This window comes from Pararoseomonas baculiformis (assembly GCF_017813395.1).
GTDB classification, from domain to species: domain Bacteria; phylum Pseudomonadota; class Alphaproteobacteria; order Acetobacterales; family Acetobacteraceae; genus Roseomonas; species Roseomonas baculiformis.
This window is the reverse complement of the sequence record NZ_JAGIZB010000017.1, coordinates 49,027-66,764: the sequence shown is the minus strand read 5'-3', so window position 1 is coordinate 66,764 and position 17,738 is coordinate 49,027. Positions and strand designations below refer to the sequence as shown.

Genomic DNA, 17,738 nt, shown 5'->3' with positions numbered 1-17,738 from the left:
TCGCCGCTCGAATCAGGGAAGGCAATGAACATGTTGAGACGCGCAATCCTCGCCACCGTCGCGGCCGCCGCCGCGCTGCTCTCGGCCGGCAAGCCCGCCGAGGCGGGCGCAACCCTGGATGCCGTCCGCGCGCGGGGGCAGCTTCATTGCGGCGTCCATACGGGGATTGCTGGCTTCGCGCTGCCGGATGCGCGCGGCACCTGGCAGGGCTTCGACGTAGATTTCTGCCGGGGCCTGGCGGTGGCCCTGTTCAACGACCCGAACAAGGTCCGCTTCTTCCCGCTCAGCTCCTCCACCCGTTTCACCGCCCTCGGCTCGGGCGAGGTGGACGTGCTCTTCCGCACCAGCACGCAGACGATGGTGCGGGACGTGACGCTCGGACTGCGCGCCGTCTTTCCGAACTTCTATGACGGCCACGGCTTCATGGTCCGCGCCAATGCCAGCATCGCCAAGGCATCGGAGATGGGCGGCGCCACCATCTGCCTGATCCAGGGCACGACGAACGAGCTGGTCACGGCGGACTACTTCCGCAGCCAGAACCTGCCCTTCAGCCCCGTGCTGTTCGAGCGCACGGACCAGGCCGCCGGCGCGCTGCAGGCCGGCCGCTGCGACGCCTTCGGCACCGATGCCTCCCAGCTCGCCGCCATCCGCTCCTCCATGCCCAACCCGAACGAGTGGAAGATCCTGGACGAGCGTTTCTCCAAGGAGCCCTACGGCCCCTATGTCCGCCGCGGCGACGATGAATGGTACGACGTGGTCCGCTGGTACGTGAACGCGGTGATCCAGGCCGAGGAGAGCGGCGTCACCTCCCGGAACGTGGACGAGGTGAAGCGCACCACCACCAACCCCGACACGCGCCGCCTGCTCGGCGTCACGCCGGAACTGGGCCAGGCGCTGAAGCTCGACCCGAGCTGGGTGGTGAACATCGTCAAGGCCATCGGCAACTACGGCGAGATTTATGAGCGTCACATGGGGCCGAAGACCTCCGTCGGCCTGGCCCGCGGCTCGAACGAGCTCTGGACCCGTGGCGGGCTGCTCTACGCGCTCCCGATGCGCTGAACCCCGGCGGGGGCGGCTCAGCCCGCCCCCGTTCCCTCGCCCCGCCGCAGCCGCAGCCGGGGCAGGACGACAAGCGCCACCAGCACAAGCTGCCCGGCCGCCAGGAGCTGCGGCAGCAGCCAGCTACCGGTCAGTGTGACCAGCCCGGCGAAGATCGCCGGCGGGATGAGGTAGCCCAGGAAACAGAGCGTGGTGGAGCCCGAGGTCGCTTCCGCGACCCGGCCGGGCGGCGAGAGCCGCGCAATCTCGGCCTGGTAGATGCCGTTCCAGCTGGCCGCGAGGGAACCGGCCAGCAGCCCAAGAAGCAACGTGCCCAGGAAGCCCAGCGGCGGCAGGAGCACGAAGAGCGTGACCGCTGCCGCCCCGCCAAGGCCCTGGAACACCAGGTTCATCGCCGCATTGCCCGTGCGGTCCGCCATCCAGCCCAGCACCACCCGCGCCAACACGCCGCCGGCCTGCATCGCCGCGAAGACCGCGCCGGCCTGGACGAGGCTCAGATGCCTTGTCTCGGTCAGCCAGGTGACGGCGAAGGCGAAGAAGCAGCCCTGCAGGGCTGCCAGCGAACAGGCGAGGAGGGTCAGGGGGGGCAGCAACGGGTGCAGGCGCAGCGCGGCGAAAGGACCGAGGAGGTTGCGCCGGCCAAAGAGCGCGGCGGGGTGGATGGGGCGGTCCGGCTCGCGCTCCACGTCCAGAGAACGGCGGCTGGGCTGGATGATGGCGGCGGAGACAAGCGCGATGGCGATGGCCAGGGCGAGGGCGGCGGGCCAGCCGTGATGCGCGCCCACAGGGGCGATCAGCAGGCCCGCCAGGACGCCGCCGAGCGGGGCGCCGGCCTGCTTGATGGAGAAGATGAGGGAGCGGTGCCGGGGCGGTGCCGTGGCGGCAAGGATGCGGCTGCCGGCGGGCGGGGTGGGGCCGTAGCCCAGGCCGATGAGGAAAGCGGCCAGGCCGAGCGCGAGCATGCCGCCGAGCGCCGCGAAGGCCATGCCGGCGGCAGCGAGGAGAGCGCCGAGTTGGAGCGTCCGCACCGGTCCGAGGCGGGCCAGGATAGGGCTTCCCGGGATAAGGAAGGCCAGGATGCCAAGAGTGCCGAGCGCGGCAAGATGGCCCGCCGCCTCGGGCGGGAGGCCGGCGCTGCCCGTCAGCAGGGGGGCAAGCACCGGCACGCACTGGTTCAGGAAAGCCGCCACGGTCTGCATCAGCAGGGTGACGGAAAGGGCGGTCTTCCAGGACGCGTTGGCGAGGCCTCCCGGCGGCTTGTCGGGGCCGCCGGTCAGGTCCCGCGGGCTCACGCCGCCTGGGTGTGCGGGATGCCGTTCTCGGTCAGCAGCGTGGCCAGTTCGCCGGACTGGAACATCTCGGTGACGATGTCGCAGCCGCCGACGAACTCACCCTTCACGTAGAGCTGGGGGATGGTCGGCCAGTTGGAGAAGGACTTGATGCCCTCCCGCACCTCGGGATCGGCGAGGACGTTCACGCCGTGGAAGGGCACGCCCATGTGGGACAGGATCTGCACCACGCGGGCGGAGAAGCCGCATTGCGGGAAGACCGGCGTGCCCTTCATGAAAAGGGTGACCGGGTTGGCCGTGATCTCGGACTGGATCTGCTGGAAGACGGGGTTGTCGGACATCTCGGGTCCTTTCATTCCGGGGCGGAGGTTTGCAGGGCGAGGGCGTGAAGCTCGCCGCCCATGCGGCCCTGGAGGGCGGCATAGACGAGCTGGTGCTGCTTCACGCGGGAGAGGCCCTTGAAGGCGGGGGAGATGACGGTGGCGGCGTAATGGTCGCCGTCCCCGGCCAGGTCCTCGATCGTGACCTGGGCGTCGGGAAGGGCGGCGCGGATCAGGGCTTCGATCTCGGCGGCGGGCATCGCCATCGCTTGGGTTCTCCTCAGCGGTCGGCCATGAGGGCGGGAAGGGTGCCCTCATGCGCCGCGCGCAGCTCGTCCAAGGATATGGCGGGGTGGCCGGGCAGCGCCAAGGCCCTGTTGCCCGTTGCGGTGGCGATGCGGGTGGCCGGAATGCCGGCGGCCTTCGCGGCGGCGAGCAGGGCTTCCGGATTGGCGGTGGCGCAGAGATAGCGTGCCTGGTCCTCGCCGTACCAGAAGGCGTGGGCGGGGATGCCGGCGGGGGCGGGCTCGATGGTCAGGCCGAGATCGGCGGCGAGCGCCATCTCCGCGAGGCCGACGAGCAGCCCGCCATCGGCGAGGTCGTGGCAGGCGGCGATGCGGCCGGCGAGGATGTTCTCCCGCACGAAGTCGCCGTTGCGGCGCTCGGCTTCGAGATCCACGGGCGGGGGCGCGCCTTCCTCGCGGCCGGCGATCTCGCGCAGCCAGATGGACTGGCCGAGATGGCCGCGGGTTTCGCCGAGGAGAATGATCTCCTGGCCGGGCTGGGGGGCGATGCCGGTGGCCTGCCGCGCATCCTCGATCACGCCGACGCCGCCGATGGCGGGGGTGGGGAGGATGGAGACGGGGTTGGCCACGTTGCCGCGGGTTTCGTTGTAGAGCGACACGTTGCCGGAAACGACGGGGTAGTCCAGCGCGCGGCAGGCAGCGGCCATGCCGCGGATGGCGGCCGCGAACTGGCCCATGATCTCCGGCCGCTCGGGGTTGCCGAAGTTCATGTTGTCGGTGATGGCGAGCGGCTTCGCGCCTGTCGCGGTGATGTTGCGCCAGGTTTCGGCGACGGCCTGGGCACCGCCCACCTCCGGATCCGCCGCGACGTAGCGAGGGGTGACGTCGGTGGTCATCGCCAGCGCCCGGGGGCTGTCCTCCAGCTTGACGATGGCGGCATCCGCGGCGCCGGGGCGGCGGACGGTCTGGCCGCCGACGGTGCTGTCATACTGGTCCCAGATCCAGCGGCGGGAGCAGAGGTCGGGGCTGGCGATTAGGGTCTTCAGCGCGGCGTCGATCCCCATGGGATTGGGGATGGAGGCGGCTTCCAGCACCGGCTGCTTCGGGGTTTCCACCGTGGGCCGGCGGTAGAGGGGGGCTTCGGATTCGAGGGGGGCGAGGGGGATGTCGGCCTCAAGGATGCCCTTGTGGCGGAGGGTGATGCGGCCAGAATCGGTGAGGTGGCCGATGACGGCGAAGTCCAGCTCCCACTTCTCGAAAATCGCCTGGGCGACGTGCTCCTCGCCGGGCTTGAGGACCATGAGCATCCGCTCCTGGCTCTCGCTCAGCATCATCTCATAGGCGGACATGCCCTCCTCGCGCTGGGGGACGTTGTCCATGATGAGCTCGATGCCCACCCCGCCCTTGCCGGCCATCTCCACGCTGCTGCTGGTGAGGCCGGCGGCGCCCATGTCCTGGATGGCGACGATGGCGTCGGTCTCCATCAGCTCCAGGCAGGCTTCGATCAGGAGCTTCTCGGCGAAGGGATCGCCGATCTGGACGGTGGGGCGCTTCTCCTCCGCGTCCTCGGAGAACTCGGCGCTGGCCATGGTGGCGCCGTGGATGCCGTCGCGCCCGGTCTTGCTGCCGACATAGACGACGGGGTTGCCGATGCCAGCGGCGGCGGAGAGGAAGATGCGGTCCTTCCGGGCGATGCCGACCGTCATCGCGTTCACCAGCGGATTGCCATTGTAGGCGGGGTGGAAGTTCACCTCCCCGCCGACCGTCGGCACGCCGACGCAGTTGCCGTAGCCGCCGATGCCGCGGACGACGCCATCCAGGATCTGTTTCGTGCGGGGGTGATTCACATCGCCGAAGCGAAGGGCGTTGAGGTTGGCGATGGGGCGGGCGCCCATGGTGAAGACATCGCGCAGGATGCCGCCGACGCCGGTGGCGGCGCCCTGGTAGGGCTCGATGAAGGACGGATGGTTGTGGCTTTCCATCTTGAAGATGGCGGCCAGGCCATCGCCGATATCGATGACGCCCGCGTTCTCACCGGGCCCATGGATGACCCAGGGGGCCTTGGTGGGGAGTTCCTTCAGCCAGACGCGACTGGATTTGTAGGAGCAGTGCTCCGACCACATCACGGAGAAGATGCCGAGTTCCGTGAGGGAGGGGTTGCGGCCGAGAATGGCCAGCACCCGATCGAACTCATCGCCCTTCAGGCCGAAATCCTTGGCGAGGCTGCGGGCCTTCGCTTCATCGAGGAGGTTCGCGGGGGTTTCGGCGGCGTTCGGCATGGGCGGTTTTTGGGCAGGCGGGCGTGGCTTGTCGAGGGGCCTTTCCGGGGTGGGGGTTGGTGGCTGCTGCATGGCTGGGGTCCAGGACCCGGCCGGGCGCGCAATGCGGGGACGCGGGCGCGGCCCTGGGCGGCCTTGAGCAGGTGCTGGCCGGCGCGGAGGCACTCGGCGCGGGGGCTCTGCGGCAGGCGCGGACGAACAGGTGTTCGGTCGGGGGCAGACGGCCGGGAAGGGCCTCGGCCAAGGTGGCAAGAAGCCATTCCCAGAAAGCCGGCCTGGGTGAGGCGGCGGAAGAGGCGGGCGATGGTTTCGGGTTTGACACTGTTCCGATCGGCGTCGCGCCTGGGTGCCTGCGAGGTTGCGGCACCGAAAAGGCGCACATCCCGGCGCGAAGACACGCGATTTTCAGGCCTGTAGAGGAGAGGTGGGTGACGGAAAGGAGGAATGGCGTGGAACTGGCCGGGGGGCGGCAAGGGGGATGCAGGGTTCAGGCGCGGGGCTCTGGTGAGGGGCAGAAGGGAGCCAAAGCGCCGCCTGTGTAGAAGCGGGAATTCCTATCGTTCGACTTGTCTTTTCGGTCATCAGAACACGGCTCTTCCCCTCCCGGGCGGTGAGCACTCCGCGCAATCAGCCACGTCGAGGACCCAAAATGTGCGGACGGGGTAGTCGAGCTTGCTTTCTCACGTTCCTTTTGCCGCAAGCCGTTGGGCGGAAGCCGCTGGTATCGCACGACCCAGGCTGGGAACTTTCACAGCCGACGAGTGTAGGTGAAAGTGTTACAACTATTGGTTTAAGGATGAACTCTGATATCGAGATATGATTGTTCTATATAGAATTCGTTTTGTAAAATTCTATTTCGACTGAACAGAACTGGTTGCACCTATGAGTTGTTATTTTTCTGTCGGTCGTTGTTACGGTGTTTCTTGCAACGAAATAGGAATTTAGTATGTGTTAATAATCGTGATCTGAATCAACCGGTTGCGGACCTCTGCTCGACTGGCACAGCACTTGCGCTTTCCAGATCGGGTTACTTTGGGAAGGATCCGCTACCATGAAGAAATACAACTTTGCCTCGAAGCTCTACGGGGCGCTTGTTGCGGGCGCGCTGGCGATGAGCGCAGTCCCGGCTCAGGCATCCTTGGTCCTGGTTGGCCCTGAAGACTTCCAGGGAACCGGCCTCGGGGCGGTGAATACCATTCTCACCATCCGGTCGCCCGGAAACACCTCGAACGAGACCGGGTCCGTGTCGTGGAACGGGTCCGCCGATGTCCGTACCGGTAATTTTCAGCAGCAGACCCGGACCCGTACCCTGACGGAACTGGGCTTCGACAACACCGACAGTGCCTCCGACCTCCGGGTGGTGTTCAACGCCAGCGAACCCAACAACGTCAACCGGAGCATTCAGCTCGATAACCTCGTGCTCAATATCTACAGCACGACCGGAAGCCTGCTGTTCAGCTCTGGGGCTTTCACGCCGCAGTTCTTCTCCGACACGGAACAGGGCGTGGGCAATTCCGGCTTCGTCTTCGCCCTCGACGCCATCCAGGCGGCCCAGGCGCAATCGGCAGCGTTCGGGGCGAATTTCTCGGGTGCCTACCGCGTTGGCCTGGTCGCCAGCGCCAGCCTCGCAACGGGTGGGCTGGAGACCTTCTTCGTCGCCCGCACCGAGACCGCCCCGGTTCCTGAGCCTGCCAGCCTTGCGCTGCTTGGCATGGGGCTGCTGGGCCTCGGCCTGACCCGCCGGCGCATGACAACATGCAAGGCCGGGAGCTGAACCAGACCGGCCGCCGCTCCTGGCAACTGGGGCGGCGGCCCTCCTCTCCCTCCATGACGCCGGAGCAGTGCCGGGCTGCCCGTGAGCTGTTGGACTGGAACCGGCAGCGCCTGGGTGTCCGGGCGGGGCTTTCCAGCCAGACCGTCTATGCCTTTGAGAGCCGCCGGCGGACTGTGCTCCCCCGCACCATCGATGCGCTGCGCATGACGCTGGAACTGGCCGGCATCGAGTTCGTCGCGGAGGGCGGCGACGGGCCGGGAGTAAGGCTCCGGACGCAGCATGCCCAGGACGCCGGAGCCTTGCCGCCCAGCGCGCATTCTCCCCGGCCGGGCTGAGCGGTAGGGATCGGGCGGCCCCTCCGTCCGGCACCGGCTGGCGCATGGCCGCCGTGACGCAACGCGACATCCCCTGCCGTGTTCCCCGCCCGGTGTCGCGATCGCCGGAACAGGAGAATTCGCCGATGAGCCAGGGCAACACGACCACGGACCATAAGGTGATCCAGAACTGGATCGAGGCGCGCGGCGGGCGGCCGAGCGTGGTGAAGGGGACGGAGGGCAAGGACGGGGAGGGGATTCTCCGCGTGGATTTCGGGCCCAAGGAGGACCGGCTGGAGGAGATCTCCTGGGAGGATTTCTTCGAGACTTTCGAGGACCGGAAGCTGGCCTTCCTGCATCAGGACAAGACGGCGGACGGGAAGGAGAGCCGGTTCTTCAAGTTCGTCCGGCGCGAGTAACCGAAACCAGCCGGCCGCGGTGTCCGGAGTGGCCGTTGCCACCCCGGCGATAGGCGGTTTGGGGGAAAGCAGCGCTTTCCCCCGGGGACTGACCTTCCCTGGCCCGTTCCTTCCGGGGCCGGGAACGCGCGGGGCGTTCAGCGGTTATGTGCAGGCGCCGCCATGCCGCCGGAGAGTCCTCGATGCTTCCCTTTCATCTGCTGCCGCTTGCCGCGCTGGCCGTGGCGGGGGCTTTCCTGTCCGGATGCGCGGCGCCTTCCCAGCTGGGCGGGGGGGAACGGGGGCGGCTGGCTGGCCGGGTCTATGTCGTAACGGGGGCGTCCAGCGGCTTCGGGCGGGGCGTGGCGGTGAAGCTGGGCGGGTATGGGGCGCATGTCGTGCTCGCCGCCCGGCGCGCGGCGGTGCTGGAGGAGGTGGCGGCGGAGGTGCGGGCCGGGGGTGGGCAGGCGCTGGTGGTGCCGACGGATGTCGCCGACGAGGCCGCGGTGGAGCAGCTGGCGCGGGCCGCCGTGGAGCGCTTCGGGCGGATCGATGTGTGGATCAACAATGCCGCCGTCGCATCCATCGGGCGGTTCGAGGAGGTTCCGGTCGCGGATCACGCAAGGATCGTGGATGTGAACCTGAAGGGGGCGATCTACGGGACGCATGCCGCGATCCGGCAGTTCCGGGAGCAGGGTGGCGGGGTGGTGGTGAACGTCTCATCCGTCGAGGGGCGCGTGCCGATGGCGTATCACGCCAGCTATGCCTCGACGAAGGCGGCGCTGCTGGCCCTGGGGGGCGCGATCAACCAGGAGATGCGGCTGGCGCGGACCAGCACGATCAAGGTGGCGAATGTGCTGCCCTGGGCGGTGGACACGCCCTTCTGGGTGCATGCGGGGAACTATACGGGCCGGCAGTCCCAGGTGGCGACGATGGAGGGCCCGGAGGGCGTGGTGGACGCGATCATCTGGGTCTCGCTCCATCCCGTGCAGGAATACGCGGTGGGGTGGAAGGCGCAGGGGGCGGTGATCGGGGCTCAGATCTGGCCGTCGCTGGCGCGGGACATCGCGGGCGGGCTGGTGCATCGCTCGCAGATCGAGGAGGCGCCGCCGGGGCCGGTGACATCGGGTTCGGTGCATGAGCCGGTGCCGCAGGGAACCGGGGTTGGGGGTGGCATCCGGGCGCGGATGGAGGCGGATCGGCAGGGACGGGCGCCCTGACCGGGGCGCCCGCGCCGGTGCGGGTCAGACCGCGCCGTGGGCCTCCACATAGAGAGCGTAGAGGGAGTGGCTGCTGGTCATGTAGAGGCGGTTGCCCTTGGGGCCGCCGAAGCAGAGATTGGCGCAGCGCTCCGGCAGGCGGATGAAGCCGATGGGCTTGCCCTGGGGGTTGAAGACCATGACGCCGTCCAGGTCCTCGGGCTTGCCGCGGAGCTGGTGCACCATGCGGTTGCCCATGCGGGTGGGCTCGGGTTCCAGGGCGCCGTTGCTGCCATAGCCAACCCAGAGATTGCCGTCGCGGTCCACGCGGAAGCCGTCCAGCGCGCCCTGGTCGGCGGCGTCGATCAGCTTCGTCTTGTTGCCCACCGTGCCGTCGTTGTTGACGTCGAAGCTCCAGATGCTGCGGTTCGGCGTGCCGCGCCATTCGACGACATAGAGCTTGCTCTCATCGGGGGAGAAGGCGAGCCCGTTGGGGTTCATAATGTCGGTGATGACGGCGGTGAGCCGTCCGTCCGGCGCCAGGCGGTACACATTGGTGGTGGCCTGTTCCGGGCGGGCGCGGCTGCCTTCCCATTCGCCGTTGATGCCGAAGAGCGGATCGGTGAACCAGATCGTGTCGTCCGACTTCACCACGATGTCGTTGGGCGCGTTGAGGCGCTTGCCCTCGAAGCTGTCGGCCAGGACGGTGATGGAGCCGTCCTTTTCCGTGCGGGTGACTCGGCGGGTGACGGAGTGTTCGCAGGTGACCAGCCGGCCCTGGCGGTCGCGCGCATTGCCGTTCGCGTAGTTGGCGGGATGGCGGAAGACGGTGAAGCTGCCGTCCTTCTCGTCATACTTCATGATGCGGTTGTTGGGGATGTCGCTCATCAGCAGGTAGCCGCCCTCGGGGAAATAGGCGGGGCCCTCCGCCCAGCGCATGCCGCTGGCGAGTTGCTCGACGGTGCTGCTGTAGATGCGGTAGCGCGCGAAGCTCGGATCAAGGATCTGGACGGCCGGGTCCGGGTAGCGCTGGTTCGGCGTGAAGGGGAAGGACTGGGCCGCCGCCGTGCCTGCAAGGGCGGTGGTGGCCGCGGTGGCGCCGGCGGCCCGCAGCAGGCCGCGCCGTGTGGTGCTCATCTCTCGTTTCCTCCGGCCGCACGCGATTCGTGACATGCAGCATGCGCAACGGATGATGCCCATGGTGGGCAGGCGATTGGCAAGAGCCTGCGGGCAATGCCCGCAGCACGGCCGGGGCGGGTTTCCGGACCTTCGCCGCCCGTGGCTCCCGGGGAGAGAAAAAGGGCTTCCTCCTCTCCTCGGACCCGTCGAAGGCAGCGCCTTCGACCCATCATCCTCTCCTGGTGGTTGGAGCGGCCGGGCTGGCTCACGTCATCAGTCGCGCCAGGGGTGCTGGGCCCAGAGCTTCTCGAAATCGGTGCGGAGCTTTGTCAGCTCGGCCTTGTATTCGTCGGGGCCGAGATAGCGGAGTGGCAGGGACTGCTGCGTGGCAAGGCGGCGGAATTCCGGGTTCTCGACCACCTTCCGGATGGCATCGGCCAGGCGGTTCAGGATCTGCGGCGGCGTACCGGCCGGAGCGCCGACGCCGCGCATGGAGGACTGGATGACGTCGAAGCCCTGCTCGCGGAAGGTGGGAACGTCGGGCAGGCCTTCCCAGCGCTTCTCGGACATCTGGCCGAGGGCGCGGGCGGTACCCTGCTGCACATCGGCCAGGCCTTCGCTGACATTGATGGAGCCAAGGGTGACCTGGCGGGTCAGCAGGGCGTTCCGGGTCTGGGCGGCGCCATTATAGGGCACATGGGTCATCTGGATGCCGGCCGCGCGGGAGAAGGCGAGAGCGGCGAGATGGTCGTCCGAGCCGATCCCGGTGGTGGCGTAGGTGACCTTTTCCGGATTTGCCTTCGCGAAAGCGATGAGCTCCGCAAGGTTGCGATGCGGGCTGTCCTTCAGGACAAAGAAGGCGCCGGGATCGTCCACCAGGTTGGCGATGGGGGCGATGTCATCGAGCTTGTAGGCCGTGCGGCGCTCGATCGGCATGGTGACGATGTTGGGCGTGTTCAGGAAGCCGATGGTGTAGCCGTCAGGCCTCGCACGGGAGAGCTCGCCAAAGCCGATCTCGCCGCCGGCCCCGGCGCGGTTGAGGACGACGACGGGCTGGCCCAGCTCGCGCTCCATGAACTGCGCGAGCGTGCGGGCCGCGATGTCGGTGCCACCGCCGGGCGGGTAGGCGACGATCATCTGCACCGGGCGATCGGGGTAGGGCGCCTGGGCGCGGGCGGTGGCTGCGGGGATGGCGGCAGCAATCCCCACCATGAGGGTGCGGCGATTCATCATGGCGTTCTCCCGTTCGGCCGTCTCGCGGCTTTGCCCGGGAGGTTGCCATGGGGCGTGGCGCGGAGGCCAGGGGGGCGGGGAGCATCGGCCGTCGAAGGGCCCCTGCGGCCGCGGATGTGACGTCCTCCTTTCCCAGGCGTTCTGTTCCTGGTGCGACCAGAGGGACATCGCAGGAGGAATGCCGTGCTGAAGAACTGGAAGCTTGCCCTTCTGGGCTGCGTCATCGCTGGCGCGGGGGCCACGGTCTCGCCCGCCATGGCGGACCCATGGAAGGATGAGAGCGGCAACGGGCGCTGGGGACGCTATGAGGAGCGGCGCGGCTTTGACCGGCGGCACGATGGCGACCGGCGCTGGGCCGAGGAGCGGAGGCGGGATGACCGGCACCGCTGGGCCGAGGAGCGCCGCCGGGACGACCGGGATCGCTGGGCCGAGCAGAGGCACCGGGACGATCGGCGGCGCTGGGAGGCGGAGCGCCAGCAGGCTGAGCGGCGGCGCGACGACGGCCGGCGCTGGGACGACGCGCGCCGCGAGGCCCCGCGCATCCTGCCCGACCTGGAGGCGCTGCGCCCCCTGCTGGGCGGGCGCTGAGGCAGCGCTGCACCGGATGGCCGGCGGAGGCTTCCGCCGCCGGCCTTCCGTGCCGCCCGGGCTTCAGGCGGAGACGAGGCTCTCGGCGAGGGACTGGAACATGGGTAGCCCGTCCTCGCCGCCCATCAGCGGGTCCACCAGGTCCTCCGGATGCGGCATGAGGCCGCAGATGCGGAGATTGGGGGAGAGGATGCCGGCGATGTCCCGCGCGGCGCCGTTTCGGTTCTTGTCGGCGTAGCGGAAGGCGACCAGGCCCTCGCCCTCCAGCCGGTCCAGCGTGGCGCCGTCGGCGAAGTAGTTACCGTCGCCATGGGCCATGGGGGCGCGGAAGGTGGCGCCCTTCTGCCAGCGGGACGTGAAGGGCGTGCCGGCACGCTCGACGCGGAGCACGCAATCCATGGAGAGGAAGCGCAGGCCGGCATTCTGGAGCAGGGCGCCGGGGAGGAGCCCGGCCTCGCAGAGGATCTGGAAGCCGTTGCAGACGCCCAGCACATGGCCGCCCCCGGCCGCGAAGTCCCGTACCGCCGCCATAATGGGCGACTGGGCGGCCATGGCCCCGCAGCGGAGATAGTCCCCATGCGAGAAGCCACCGGGGAGGACGACAAGGTCGGTTCCCTTCGGCAGCTCGGTCTCGCGGTGGAAGGTGATGGAGGGCTTGCGGCCCGTCGCCTTCTGCAGCGCGATGGCCATGTCGCGCTCGCGGTTCGTGCCGGGGAAGAGGAGGATGGTCGCGTTCATTGTTGGAACACCCTGAGCCAGTGTAGGCCGCCGAGGACGGCGATGGTGATGATGGCCGCGATGGCCGCGGCGGTCATCCAGCGGTCGATCCCCGCCTTGCCCCGGGCGATGAGGCCCGGGCGCCGGGGGGCGCGGCCGCGCGGCACGGGCACGGCCGGCCGGGCCGCGGCCATGCGGCGTTCGCGCCATGACAGGAGCATCGCGATCAGGACCGTCAGCACGGTCATGATGAGAAGGCTGACCTTGATCATCGGATCGGGATCATCGGATCGGGATCACCGCGCGGGGGGGGGCGACCGGGGCGGCGGTCAGGCGAGCTCGACGCGGAAGGATTCGATCACGGTGTTGGCGAGCAGCTTGCGCGCCATCTCCTCCGCGGCGGCCTTGGCCGCGGCCGGGTCGGTTCCGGCCAGCTCCAGCTCGATGACCTTGCCGGTGCGGACCTCGCCGATGCCCTCGAAGCCGAGGGTGCCAAGGGCGTGGCCGATGGCCTTGCCCTGGGGGTCGAGGACGCCGTTCTTCGGCATGACGAAGACGCGCGCCTTGATGGTGCTGGGGGTGGTCACTGCATCAGCTCCGGGCCCTTGAGGTCACGAACGCCCGCTTCCGGGAGAATGCCGAGGCGGCGGGCGACCTCCTGGTAGCCCTCCTCGACCTTCCCGAGATCGCGGCGGAAGCGGTCCTTGTCCATCTTCTCGCCGGTCTTGGCATCCCAGAGGCGGCAATTATCGGGGGAGATCTCGTCGGCCAGGACGATGCGCATCTCGTCATTCTCGTAGAGCCGGCCGAATTCCAGCTTGAAGTCCACGAGGGAGATGCCGACGCCGAGGAAGAGGCCGGTGAGGAAGTCGTTCACGCGCAGCGCCAGCGCCACGATGTCGTCCAGGTCCTGTGTGCCGGCCCAGCCGAAGCAGGTGATGTGCTCCTCGCTCACCAGCGGGTCCTGCAGGCCGTCATTCTTATAATAGTACTCGACGATGCTCCGGGGCAGGCGGGTGCCCTCCTGGATGCCCAGGCGCGCGGCGAGGCCGCCGGCGGCGATGTTGCGCACCACCACCTCGAGCGGGATGATCTCCACCTCGCGGATCAGCTGCTCGCGCATGTTCAGGCGGCGGATGAAGTGGGTGGGAACGCCGATCTCGCCCAGCTTCGTCATCAGGTATTCGCTGATGCGGTTGTTGAGCACGCCCTTGCCGGTGATGACGCCTTTCTTGGTGCCATTGGCCGCCGTGGCGTCGTCCTTGAAATACTGGACGAGGGTTCCGGGCTCGGGGCCCTCGAAGAGGACCTTGGCCTTGCCTTCGTAGAGCTGTCGCCTGCGGGCCATGGGGGGTTCCGAAATTCGTGCGGCCGCCGGAACTGGGGCCTTCCGGCCCCGTTCACGGCGGCGATTGAGGGAGCCGTATAGCAGGGGGGGCGGGGAAGGGCCACCGCGCCCGGCGCAGGGCGGCCCTGTGCCCGGTGTTCCGTGCGGCGCAGGGCAGTCCGGCCCTTGTTCCTCACGGCTGCGTGACCGACGCCGCCCTCTTGCGCCGGGCGGCGTTAACCCATGGCAAGGCGCCGTTCGTTGCGCCTTCAGCGACGAAACCGCCGCTGTAACATTTTGGGAGAACACCGATGCGCACGAGCGTTGCCGCACTGGCCCTTGCCGCCACCCTGGCCGCGCCGGCCCTGGCCCAGCAGGGCAACACCGCCAATCCCGGTTCGCAGGGCACCTCGGGCGGCGCCCCGAGCGCGACGATGGCGCCCGCCACCCAGCCCCCCGGCATGACCGCCGCCCCGGGCACCACCTCGGGCCCGGCCGCCTCCCAGTCACGCGCGGGGACGGCGACGCAGATGGCGCCGATGGGCAGCACCTCCGGAGACACCCGGATCACCACGGACCGCGGAACGACCGGCAGCACCGCCGCCGGCACCACGGGCAATTCCGGCACCACGCAGAACCGCACCGACGGCAACGACAACGCCGCCGTGCAGAACAACCCCGGCGATGCCCCCCGCGTGGTGAACGCGCCCGCGGCCGGCGCCAACTCCTTCACCGAGGGCCAGGCGCGCAGCCGGATCGAGGCGGCGGGCTTCACCGGCGTGCAGGAACTGCGGAAGGACGAGTCCGGCGTGTGGCGTGGCCGCGCGATGCGCGGTGGCCAGACCGCCGAGGTGGGCCTGGACTTCCAGGGCAATGTCGTGGTCGGGAACGCCCCTGCGCGCTGAGCCGGGGAACGACGCCGAAGAACAGAACACAGAACAAGGAACAGACACATGGCTACGCGAACCATCGCCCGCCTCTACGACAACTACTCCGATGCCAGCGCCGCGGTGAGCGCGCTGGAGGCGGCCGGCTTCATGCGTGACGACATCAGCATCGTGGCCCGCGACGGCTCCGCCGGGACGACCACGGGTGAGACGGCGCACCACGACCACGACGAGACCGCGACGGGTGCCGGGACGGGCGCAACGATCGGCACCGTTCTGGGCGGCGGCGCGGGCGTGCTCGCCGGCATCGGCGCGCTGGCGATCCCCGGCCTGGGCCCGGTCGTCGCGGCCGGCTGGCTGGTCGCGGCCCTGACCGGCGCCGGCGTGGGCGCCGCCACGGGCGGCCTGCTGGGCAGCCTGACCGGCGCCGGCGTGGAGGAGCGCGACGCCCATGTCTATTCCGAGGGCGTGCGCCGCGGCGGCAGCCTGGTGACCGTGCGCACCGACGACATGCGCGCCGCCGAGGTCGAGAGCATCCTGATGCGCTACAACCCGGTGGATGCGACCACCCGCGAGGCCGATTACCGGAGCAGCGGCTGGAACGGCTACACCGGCCGGGATGACGACGGGATGATGGGGAATTCCCCTGATGGCTCGCCGGGCAACCCGCCGGGCACCATGGCGTCCCGCGGTCTGGACAAGACGCTGGGCACCAACATCTCCGGCGCGCATCCGGAGAATGAGACCAGCCGGGCCGACACGACCGTGTACCCCAAGAGCGGCACGGGCGCGGACGGCACGCCGGGCAACCCGCCGGGCACCGAGGCGAGCCGCGCTTTTGACCGGACGGCGGGCACCAACGTGTCCGGCGCCTATCCGCACCAGTCCGACGGGACGGCGGCGAACCCGCCGGGCACGGCTGCCGGGCGTGCGGCGGACCGGAACCTGGGCACGAACACGACCGGCACGACGCGCCGGGACATCTGATCCGCCTCCAGGCGCTTCAGTAAGGGCGGGGCGGTTCCTTCCGGGGAGCCGCCCCGCTTGCGTTCGAGGAGCCGGTCCCGGTTCAGCCGCAGCGGCGCAGGATGGTTCCGGGCCGGACGCCCCGTCGGGCAAGGGCCGGGGGTATGGCGCCGGAGAGACGGAGGGTGCCGTCGGCCAGGCCCTCAAGGATGCGGGCGGGACCGGCGGGCGGAAGCAGGTAGAAGCGTTCCGGGTCGGCGAAGATCTCGTAGCTCTCGCCGGGCTCGGCGATTTCGCCGATGCGCAGGGCGTTGCCGGCCCAGGATATGGCGGGGCCGTCGCAGCCAGTGAGGGCGAAGCGCGTGTTGAGCGCCGCCGGAAAGCGCGGCAGCCATACGGCATCGGGCGGAAGGGCGCCGGCCGGCGCGGGTGGGGGCGCGGGCGCGGCCAGGGCGGCGGTGGCGGAATCGAGGAAGCCCGTGGGCGGCAAGCCAGCCTGCCGCTGCAGGGCGGCGATGGCATCCCGCTGTGCTTCCGGCGGGGCCTGGGGGATGCCGCGCGCGGCGAGCCGGGCGGCAAGGGCCTCGGCTTCCACCGGGTCGCGGTCCGCCTCATCCGTGGCCGGGGGCTGGAGCCAGCGGCGAAGATCCTCGCGCTTGGCGGCATGGGCCCTGGCGATGCAGGCGGGATCGGCCCGGCCCTGGGGCAGGCAATGCGTTTGCAGGAAAGTGCCGAAGGCGCGGGCATCGGCTTCCAGGCCGGCGCGCTGGGCCGGGTGGAGCTGGTGGCGTAGGGCCTCATGGGCCAGGGCACGGCGGCGATCGGCGAGGCGCGCGGCGGGATCGGCGCAGGTGGCGGTCGCGAGCGGGTCCGGCGAAGGGTCGCAGGCCGCGGCTGCGCCGGGCGGGACCGAAGCGGCCGATTGCGCTCGGGAGGGTTGTGGCAGGGCCAGTGCAAGGAGGCCGGCCAGCGCGGCCAGGATCAGGAAGCGCGGCGGAGGGGAGGGCACGGCCGGAGTGTCCAGGCCGAGCCCCCAGGGGTCAAGGGTCCGGCCCCTGTCCTCCGGGGGCCCACATGGAGGCGCGGGCGAAGGAGAGAGCGTGCGGGATGGCCGCTCGGGCGCATGGCGCCTTCGCCCTGGCAGCGCTGGCGATGGGCTGACGCCCGGGCTGGTCAGCTCGTGCCGGTATCGCCGGTCTTGTCGCTCTCGGCGATCTTGTGGAGTTCATCGGCCGATAGACCGGCCGGGACCGAGCCGGTGAGCGTGCCATCCCCATCCGCCTGATGGGCCGCGTCAGTAGGGGCGCCGCCTTCGGTGTGAGCGGGATCCTGAGCCGAGGGCTCCGGGACTGGGCTGGGCTTGTTGTCCTTGGCGCTCATCTGGGATCTCCCTGGGCCGGGAATCAGGCCCATTTCCCCGTCAACGCCCGGGGGTGGGCGGGGATGCCGTGGCTCTTCGCCGATAGGAGCCGCCAAGCCGTCCTTGCGCAGGGACGGCAAGGGCCGTATCGGTCGCTTCCAGCGGATATTCAGGGTGCTTGCGGAGCAGTCCTTCCCCACCTGCGCCCGCAACAAGCGGGGCGCTGAAAACCGGGCGCTCGCGCCCATCAGGTGGCCGAGCCCTGCTGTCCGGACCGGCATGTCCACCATGGTCCTGCGGCTGGCTAGTACCGGTAGTAGTAGCGCGGCCCTGGCGGAGGCGGGGGCGGCACGTAGTACCGCGGCGGTGGCGGAGCGTAATAGGCGGGTGGCGGCGCATAGTAGGTCGGCGGCGGCGCGTAATATTCAGGCGGCCGGTTCGGGCGGCAGCCACCCCATCGGCGGCTGAAGTGATAGCCGGGTGGGCAGTAATAGTACTGGACCGGCTGCAAGGCCTGGGCTGCCTGGCTGGGCAGCGCGCCAGGGCCGGGGGCGGCCTCGGCCGGGCGTGGGGCCGCGGCCAGGGCGCCTGCCAGCGCCGCCAGAGCAAGGGCTGGCCTGGTCAGGGGCGGGATCATCTCAAGGCTCCTCCGTGTGCCCGGGGG

The 17,738-nt window shown here is 69.7% G+C and carries 21 protein-coding genes; 8 read left to right on the top strand and 13 right to left on the bottom strand.

The annotated features are described in order from the left end of the window. The first annotated feature begins 30 nt into the window (after positions 1–30). Positions 31–1,059 (top strand): amino acid ABC transporter substrate-binding protein, encoded by a 1,029-nt coding sequence (locus J8J14_RS17050; RefSeq protein ID WP_209380745.1) that lies wholly within the window; start codon positions 31–33, stop codon positions 1,057–1,059. Between the two features lie 17 nt (positions 1,060–1,076). On the opposite strand, the gene J8J14_RS17045 is transcribed toward J8J14_RS17050, so the two are convergent. From J8J14_RS17045 to purL, 4 genes are read right to left on the bottom strand one after another with little or no spacing between them, the layout of a single operon-like run. Then, positions 1,077–2,351, bottom strand: coding sequence for an MFS transporter (locus tag J8J14_RS17045; RefSeq protein ID WP_209380744.1), 1,275 nt, complete (start codon positions 2,349–2,351; stop codon positions 1,077–1,079). Next, positions 2,348–2,689, bottom strand: coding sequence for a Grx4 family monothiol glutaredoxin (grxD, locus tag J8J14_RS17040; protein ID WP_209380743.1), 342 nt, complete (start codon positions 2,687–2,689; stop codon positions 2,348–2,350). Before grxD ends, J8J14_RS17045 begins: the two co-directional genes overlap by 4 nt. Before the next feature lie 11 nt (positions 2,690–2,700). Continuing rightward, on the bottom strand, positions 2,701–2,934 hold the full coding sequence (locus tag J8J14_RS17035; RefSeq protein ID WP_209380742.1) for a BolA family protein: 234 nt from the start codon (positions 2,932–2,934) through the stop codon (positions 2,701–2,703). Positions 2,935–2,948: 14 nt separating this feature from the next. Beyond that, positions 2,949–5,192: a phosphoribosylformylglycinamidine synthase subunit PurL gene (gene purL, locus J8J14_RS17030; protein WP_209380741.1), complete on the bottom strand. Its 2,244-nt coding sequence runs from the start codon at positions 5,190–5,192 to the stop codon at positions 2,949–2,951. Between the two features lie 1,051 nt (positions 5,193–6,243). Between purL and J8J14_RS25100 the strand changes: the two genes are divergently transcribed. From J8J14_RS25100 to J8J14_RS17010, 4 genes are all read left to right on the top strand, one after another. Beyond that, positions 6,244–6,966, top strand: a complete 723-nt coding sequence (locus J8J14_RS25100) for a PEP-CTERM sorting domain-containing protein (RefSeq protein WP_245215888.1) — start codon at positions 6,244–6,246, stop codon at positions 6,964–6,966. Further along, positions 6,948–7,301: a helix-turn-helix domain-containing protein gene (locus J8J14_RS17020; protein ID WP_209380740.1), complete on the top strand. Its 354-nt coding sequence runs from the start codon at positions 6,948–6,950 to the stop codon at positions 7,299–7,301. The genes J8J14_RS25100 and J8J14_RS17020 overlap by 19 nt, the downstream gene beginning before the upstream one ends. 125 nt (positions 7,302–7,426) lie before the next feature. After that, positions 7,427–7,699, top strand: a complete 273-nt coding sequence (locus J8J14_RS17015) for a hypothetical protein (RefSeq protein ID WP_209380739.1) — start codon at positions 7,427–7,429, stop codon at positions 7,697–7,699. A gap of 182 nt (positions 7,700–7,881) precedes the next feature. Then, positions 7,882–8,898, top strand: a complete 1,017-nt coding sequence (locus J8J14_RS17010; protein ID WP_209380738.1) for an SDR family NAD(P)-dependent oxidoreductase — start codon at positions 7,882–7,884, stop codon at positions 8,896–8,898. A gap of 24 nt (positions 8,899–8,922) precedes the next feature. Here J8J14_RS17010 and J8J14_RS17005 read toward each other — a convergent pair whose 3' ends face one another. After that, complete coding sequence (locus J8J14_RS17005; RefSeq protein ID WP_209380737.1) at positions 8,923–10,014, bottom strand: SMP-30/gluconolactonase/LRE family protein; 1,092 nt, start codon at positions 10,012–10,014, stop codon at positions 8,923–8,925. 255 nt (positions 10,015–10,269) lie between these two features. Continuing rightward, positions 10,270–11,229, bottom strand: a complete 960-nt coding sequence (locus J8J14_RS17000) for a tripartite tricarboxylate transporter substrate binding protein (RefSeq protein WP_209380736.1) — start codon at positions 11,227–11,229, stop codon at positions 10,270–10,272. A 183-nt stretch (positions 11,230–11,412) separates the two neighbouring features. Between J8J14_RS17000 and J8J14_RS16995 the strand changes: the two genes are divergently transcribed. After that, entirely contained in the window at positions 11,413–11,817 is a 405-nt protein-coding gene (locus J8J14_RS16995) for a hypothetical protein (RefSeq protein WP_209380735.1), read from the top strand. A 63-nt stretch (positions 11,818–11,880) separates the two neighbouring features. Here the strand turns inward: J8J14_RS16995 and purQ are convergent, their stop codons facing one another. Genes purQ through purC form a run of 4 tightly spaced genes read right to left on the bottom strand, consistent with a single transcriptional unit; the run spans position 11,881 to position 13,882 of the window. Next, positions 11,881–12,555 carry a phosphoribosylformylglycinamidine synthase subunit PurQ gene (purQ, locus tag J8J14_RS16990; RefSeq protein WP_209380734.1) on the bottom strand — a complete coding sequence of 225 codons (675 nt, stop codon included), beginning with the start codon at positions 12,553–12,555 and terminating at the stop codon, positions 11,881–11,883. Then, positions 12,552–12,806, bottom strand: coding sequence for a hypothetical protein (locus tag J8J14_RS16985; RefSeq protein WP_209380733.1), 255 nt, complete (start codon positions 12,804–12,806; stop codon positions 12,552–12,554). The genes purQ and J8J14_RS16985 overlap by 4 nt, the downstream gene beginning before the upstream one ends. A gap of 57 nt (positions 12,807–12,863) precedes the next feature. Continuing rightward, the gene (gene purS / locus J8J14_RS16980; protein WP_209380792.1) at positions 12,864–13,103 is read right to left on the bottom strand and encodes a phosphoribosylformylglycinamidine synthase subunit PurS; all 240 of its coding nucleotides are present in this window, start codon (positions 13,101–13,103) and stop codon (positions 12,864–12,866) included. A gap of 14 nt (positions 13,104–13,117) precedes the next feature. Beyond that, positions 13,118–13,882 (bottom strand): phosphoribosylaminoimidazolesuccinocarboxamide synthase, encoded by a 765-nt coding sequence (purC, locus tag J8J14_RS16975; RefSeq protein WP_209380732.1) that lies wholly within the window; start codon positions 13,880–13,882, stop codon positions 13,118–13,120. Positions 13,883–14,172: 290 nt separating this feature from the next. On the opposite strand from purC, the gene J8J14_RS25485 reads away from it, so the two are divergent. After that, positions 14,173–14,766, top strand: coding sequence for a hypothetical protein (locus J8J14_RS25485; protein WP_209380731.1), 594 nt, complete (start codon positions 14,173–14,175; stop codon positions 14,764–14,766). Between the two features lie 48 nt (positions 14,767–14,814). Next, positions 14,815–15,735: a general stress protein gene (locus tag J8J14_RS16965; protein ID WP_209380730.1), complete on the top strand. Its 921-nt coding sequence runs from the start codon at positions 14,815–14,817 to the stop codon at positions 15,733–15,735. A gap of 82 nt (positions 15,736–15,817) precedes the next feature. Here the strand turns inward: J8J14_RS16965 and J8J14_RS16960 are convergent, their stop codons facing one another. The 3 genes from J8J14_RS16960 to J8J14_RS16950 form a co-directional block, all read right to left on the bottom strand. Next, on the bottom strand, positions 15,818–16,723 hold the full coding sequence (locus tag J8J14_RS16960; protein WP_209380729.1) for a hypothetical protein: 906 nt from the start codon (positions 16,721–16,723) through the stop codon (positions 15,818–15,820). A 164-nt stretch (positions 16,724–16,887) separates the two neighbouring features. Further along, positions 16,888–17,094, bottom strand: a complete 207-nt coding sequence (locus tag J8J14_RS16955) for a hypothetical protein (RefSeq protein WP_209380728.1) — start codon at positions 17,092–17,094, stop codon at positions 16,888–16,890. A 284-nt stretch (positions 17,095–17,378) separates the two neighbouring features. Next, positions 17,379–17,711, bottom strand: a complete 333-nt coding sequence (locus tag J8J14_RS16950) for a hypothetical protein (RefSeq protein WP_209380727.1) — start codon at positions 17,709–17,711, stop codon at positions 17,379–17,381. Positions 17,712–17,738: the final 27 nt, after the last annotated feature.

Excerpts from the sequence above, each read along its gene's own strand:
- J8J14_RS16985 (WP_209380733.1), bottom strand. The coding sequence starts at position 12,806 with ATGATCAAGGTCAGCCTTCTCATCATGACCGTGCTGACGGTCCTGATC.
- J8J14_RS17015 (WP_209380739.1), top strand. The coding sequence starts at position 7,427 with ATGAGCCAGGGCAACACGACCACGGACCATAAGGTGATCCAGAACTGG.
- J8J14_RS17005 (WP_209380737.1), bottom strand. The coding sequence starts at position 10,014 with ATGAGCACCACACGGCGCGGCCTGCTGCGGGCCGCCGGCGCCACCGCG.
- grxD (WP_209380743.1), bottom strand. The coding sequence starts at position 2,689 with ATGTCCGACAACCCCGTCTTCCAGCAGATCCAGTCCGAGATCACGGCC.
- J8J14_RS16955 (WP_209380728.1), bottom strand. The coding sequence starts at position 17,094 with ATGAGCGCCAAGGACAACAAGCCCAGCCCAGTCCCGGAGCCCTCGGCT.
- J8J14_RS17010 (WP_209380738.1), top strand. The coding sequence starts at position 7,882 with ATGCTTCCCTTTCATCTGCTGCCGCTTGCCGCGCTGGCCGTGGCGGGG.
- purC (WP_209380732.1), bottom strand. The coding sequence starts at position 13,882 with ATGGCCCGCAGGCGACAGCTCTACGAAGGCAAGGCCAAGGTCCTCTTC.
- J8J14_RS25100 (WP_245215888.1), top strand. The coding sequence starts at position 6,244 with ATGAAGAAATACAACTTTGCCTCGAAGCTCTACGGGGCGCTTGTTGCG.
- J8J14_RS17020 (WP_209380740.1), top strand. The coding sequence starts at position 6,948 with ATGCAAGGCCGGGAGCTGAACCAGACCGGCCGCCGCTCCTGGCAACTG.
- J8J14_RS17035 (WP_209380742.1), bottom strand. The coding sequence starts at position 2,934 with ATGGCGATGCCCGCCGCCGAGATCGAAGCCCTGATCCGCGCCGCCCTT.
- J8J14_RS16965 (WP_209380730.1), top strand. The coding sequence starts at position 14,815 with ATGGCTACGCGAACCATCGCCCGCCTCTACGACAACTACTCCGATGCC.
- purL (WP_209380741.1), bottom strand. The coding sequence starts at position 5,192 with ATGCCGAACGCCGCCGAAACCCCCGCGAACCTCCTCGATGAAGCGAAG.
- J8J14_RS16950 (WP_209380727.1), bottom strand. The coding sequence starts at position 17,711 with ATGATCCCGCCCCTGACCAGGCCAGCCCTTGCTCTGGCGGCGCTGGCA.
- J8J14_RS17000 (WP_209380736.1), bottom strand. The coding sequence starts at position 11,229 with ATGATGAATCGCCGCACCCTCATGGTGGGGATTGCTGCCGCCATCCCC.
- J8J14_RS25485 (WP_209380731.1), top strand. The coding sequence starts at position 14,173 with ATGCGCACGAGCGTTGCCGCACTGGCCCTTGCCGCCACCCTGGCCGCG.
- purQ (WP_209380734.1), bottom strand. The coding sequence starts at position 12,555 with ATGAACGCGACCATCCTCCTCTTCCCCGGCACGAACCGCGAGCGCGAC.
- J8J14_RS17050 (WP_209380745.1), top strand. The coding sequence starts at position 31 with ATGTTGAGACGCGCAATCCTCGCCACCGTCGCGGCCGCCGCCGCGCTG.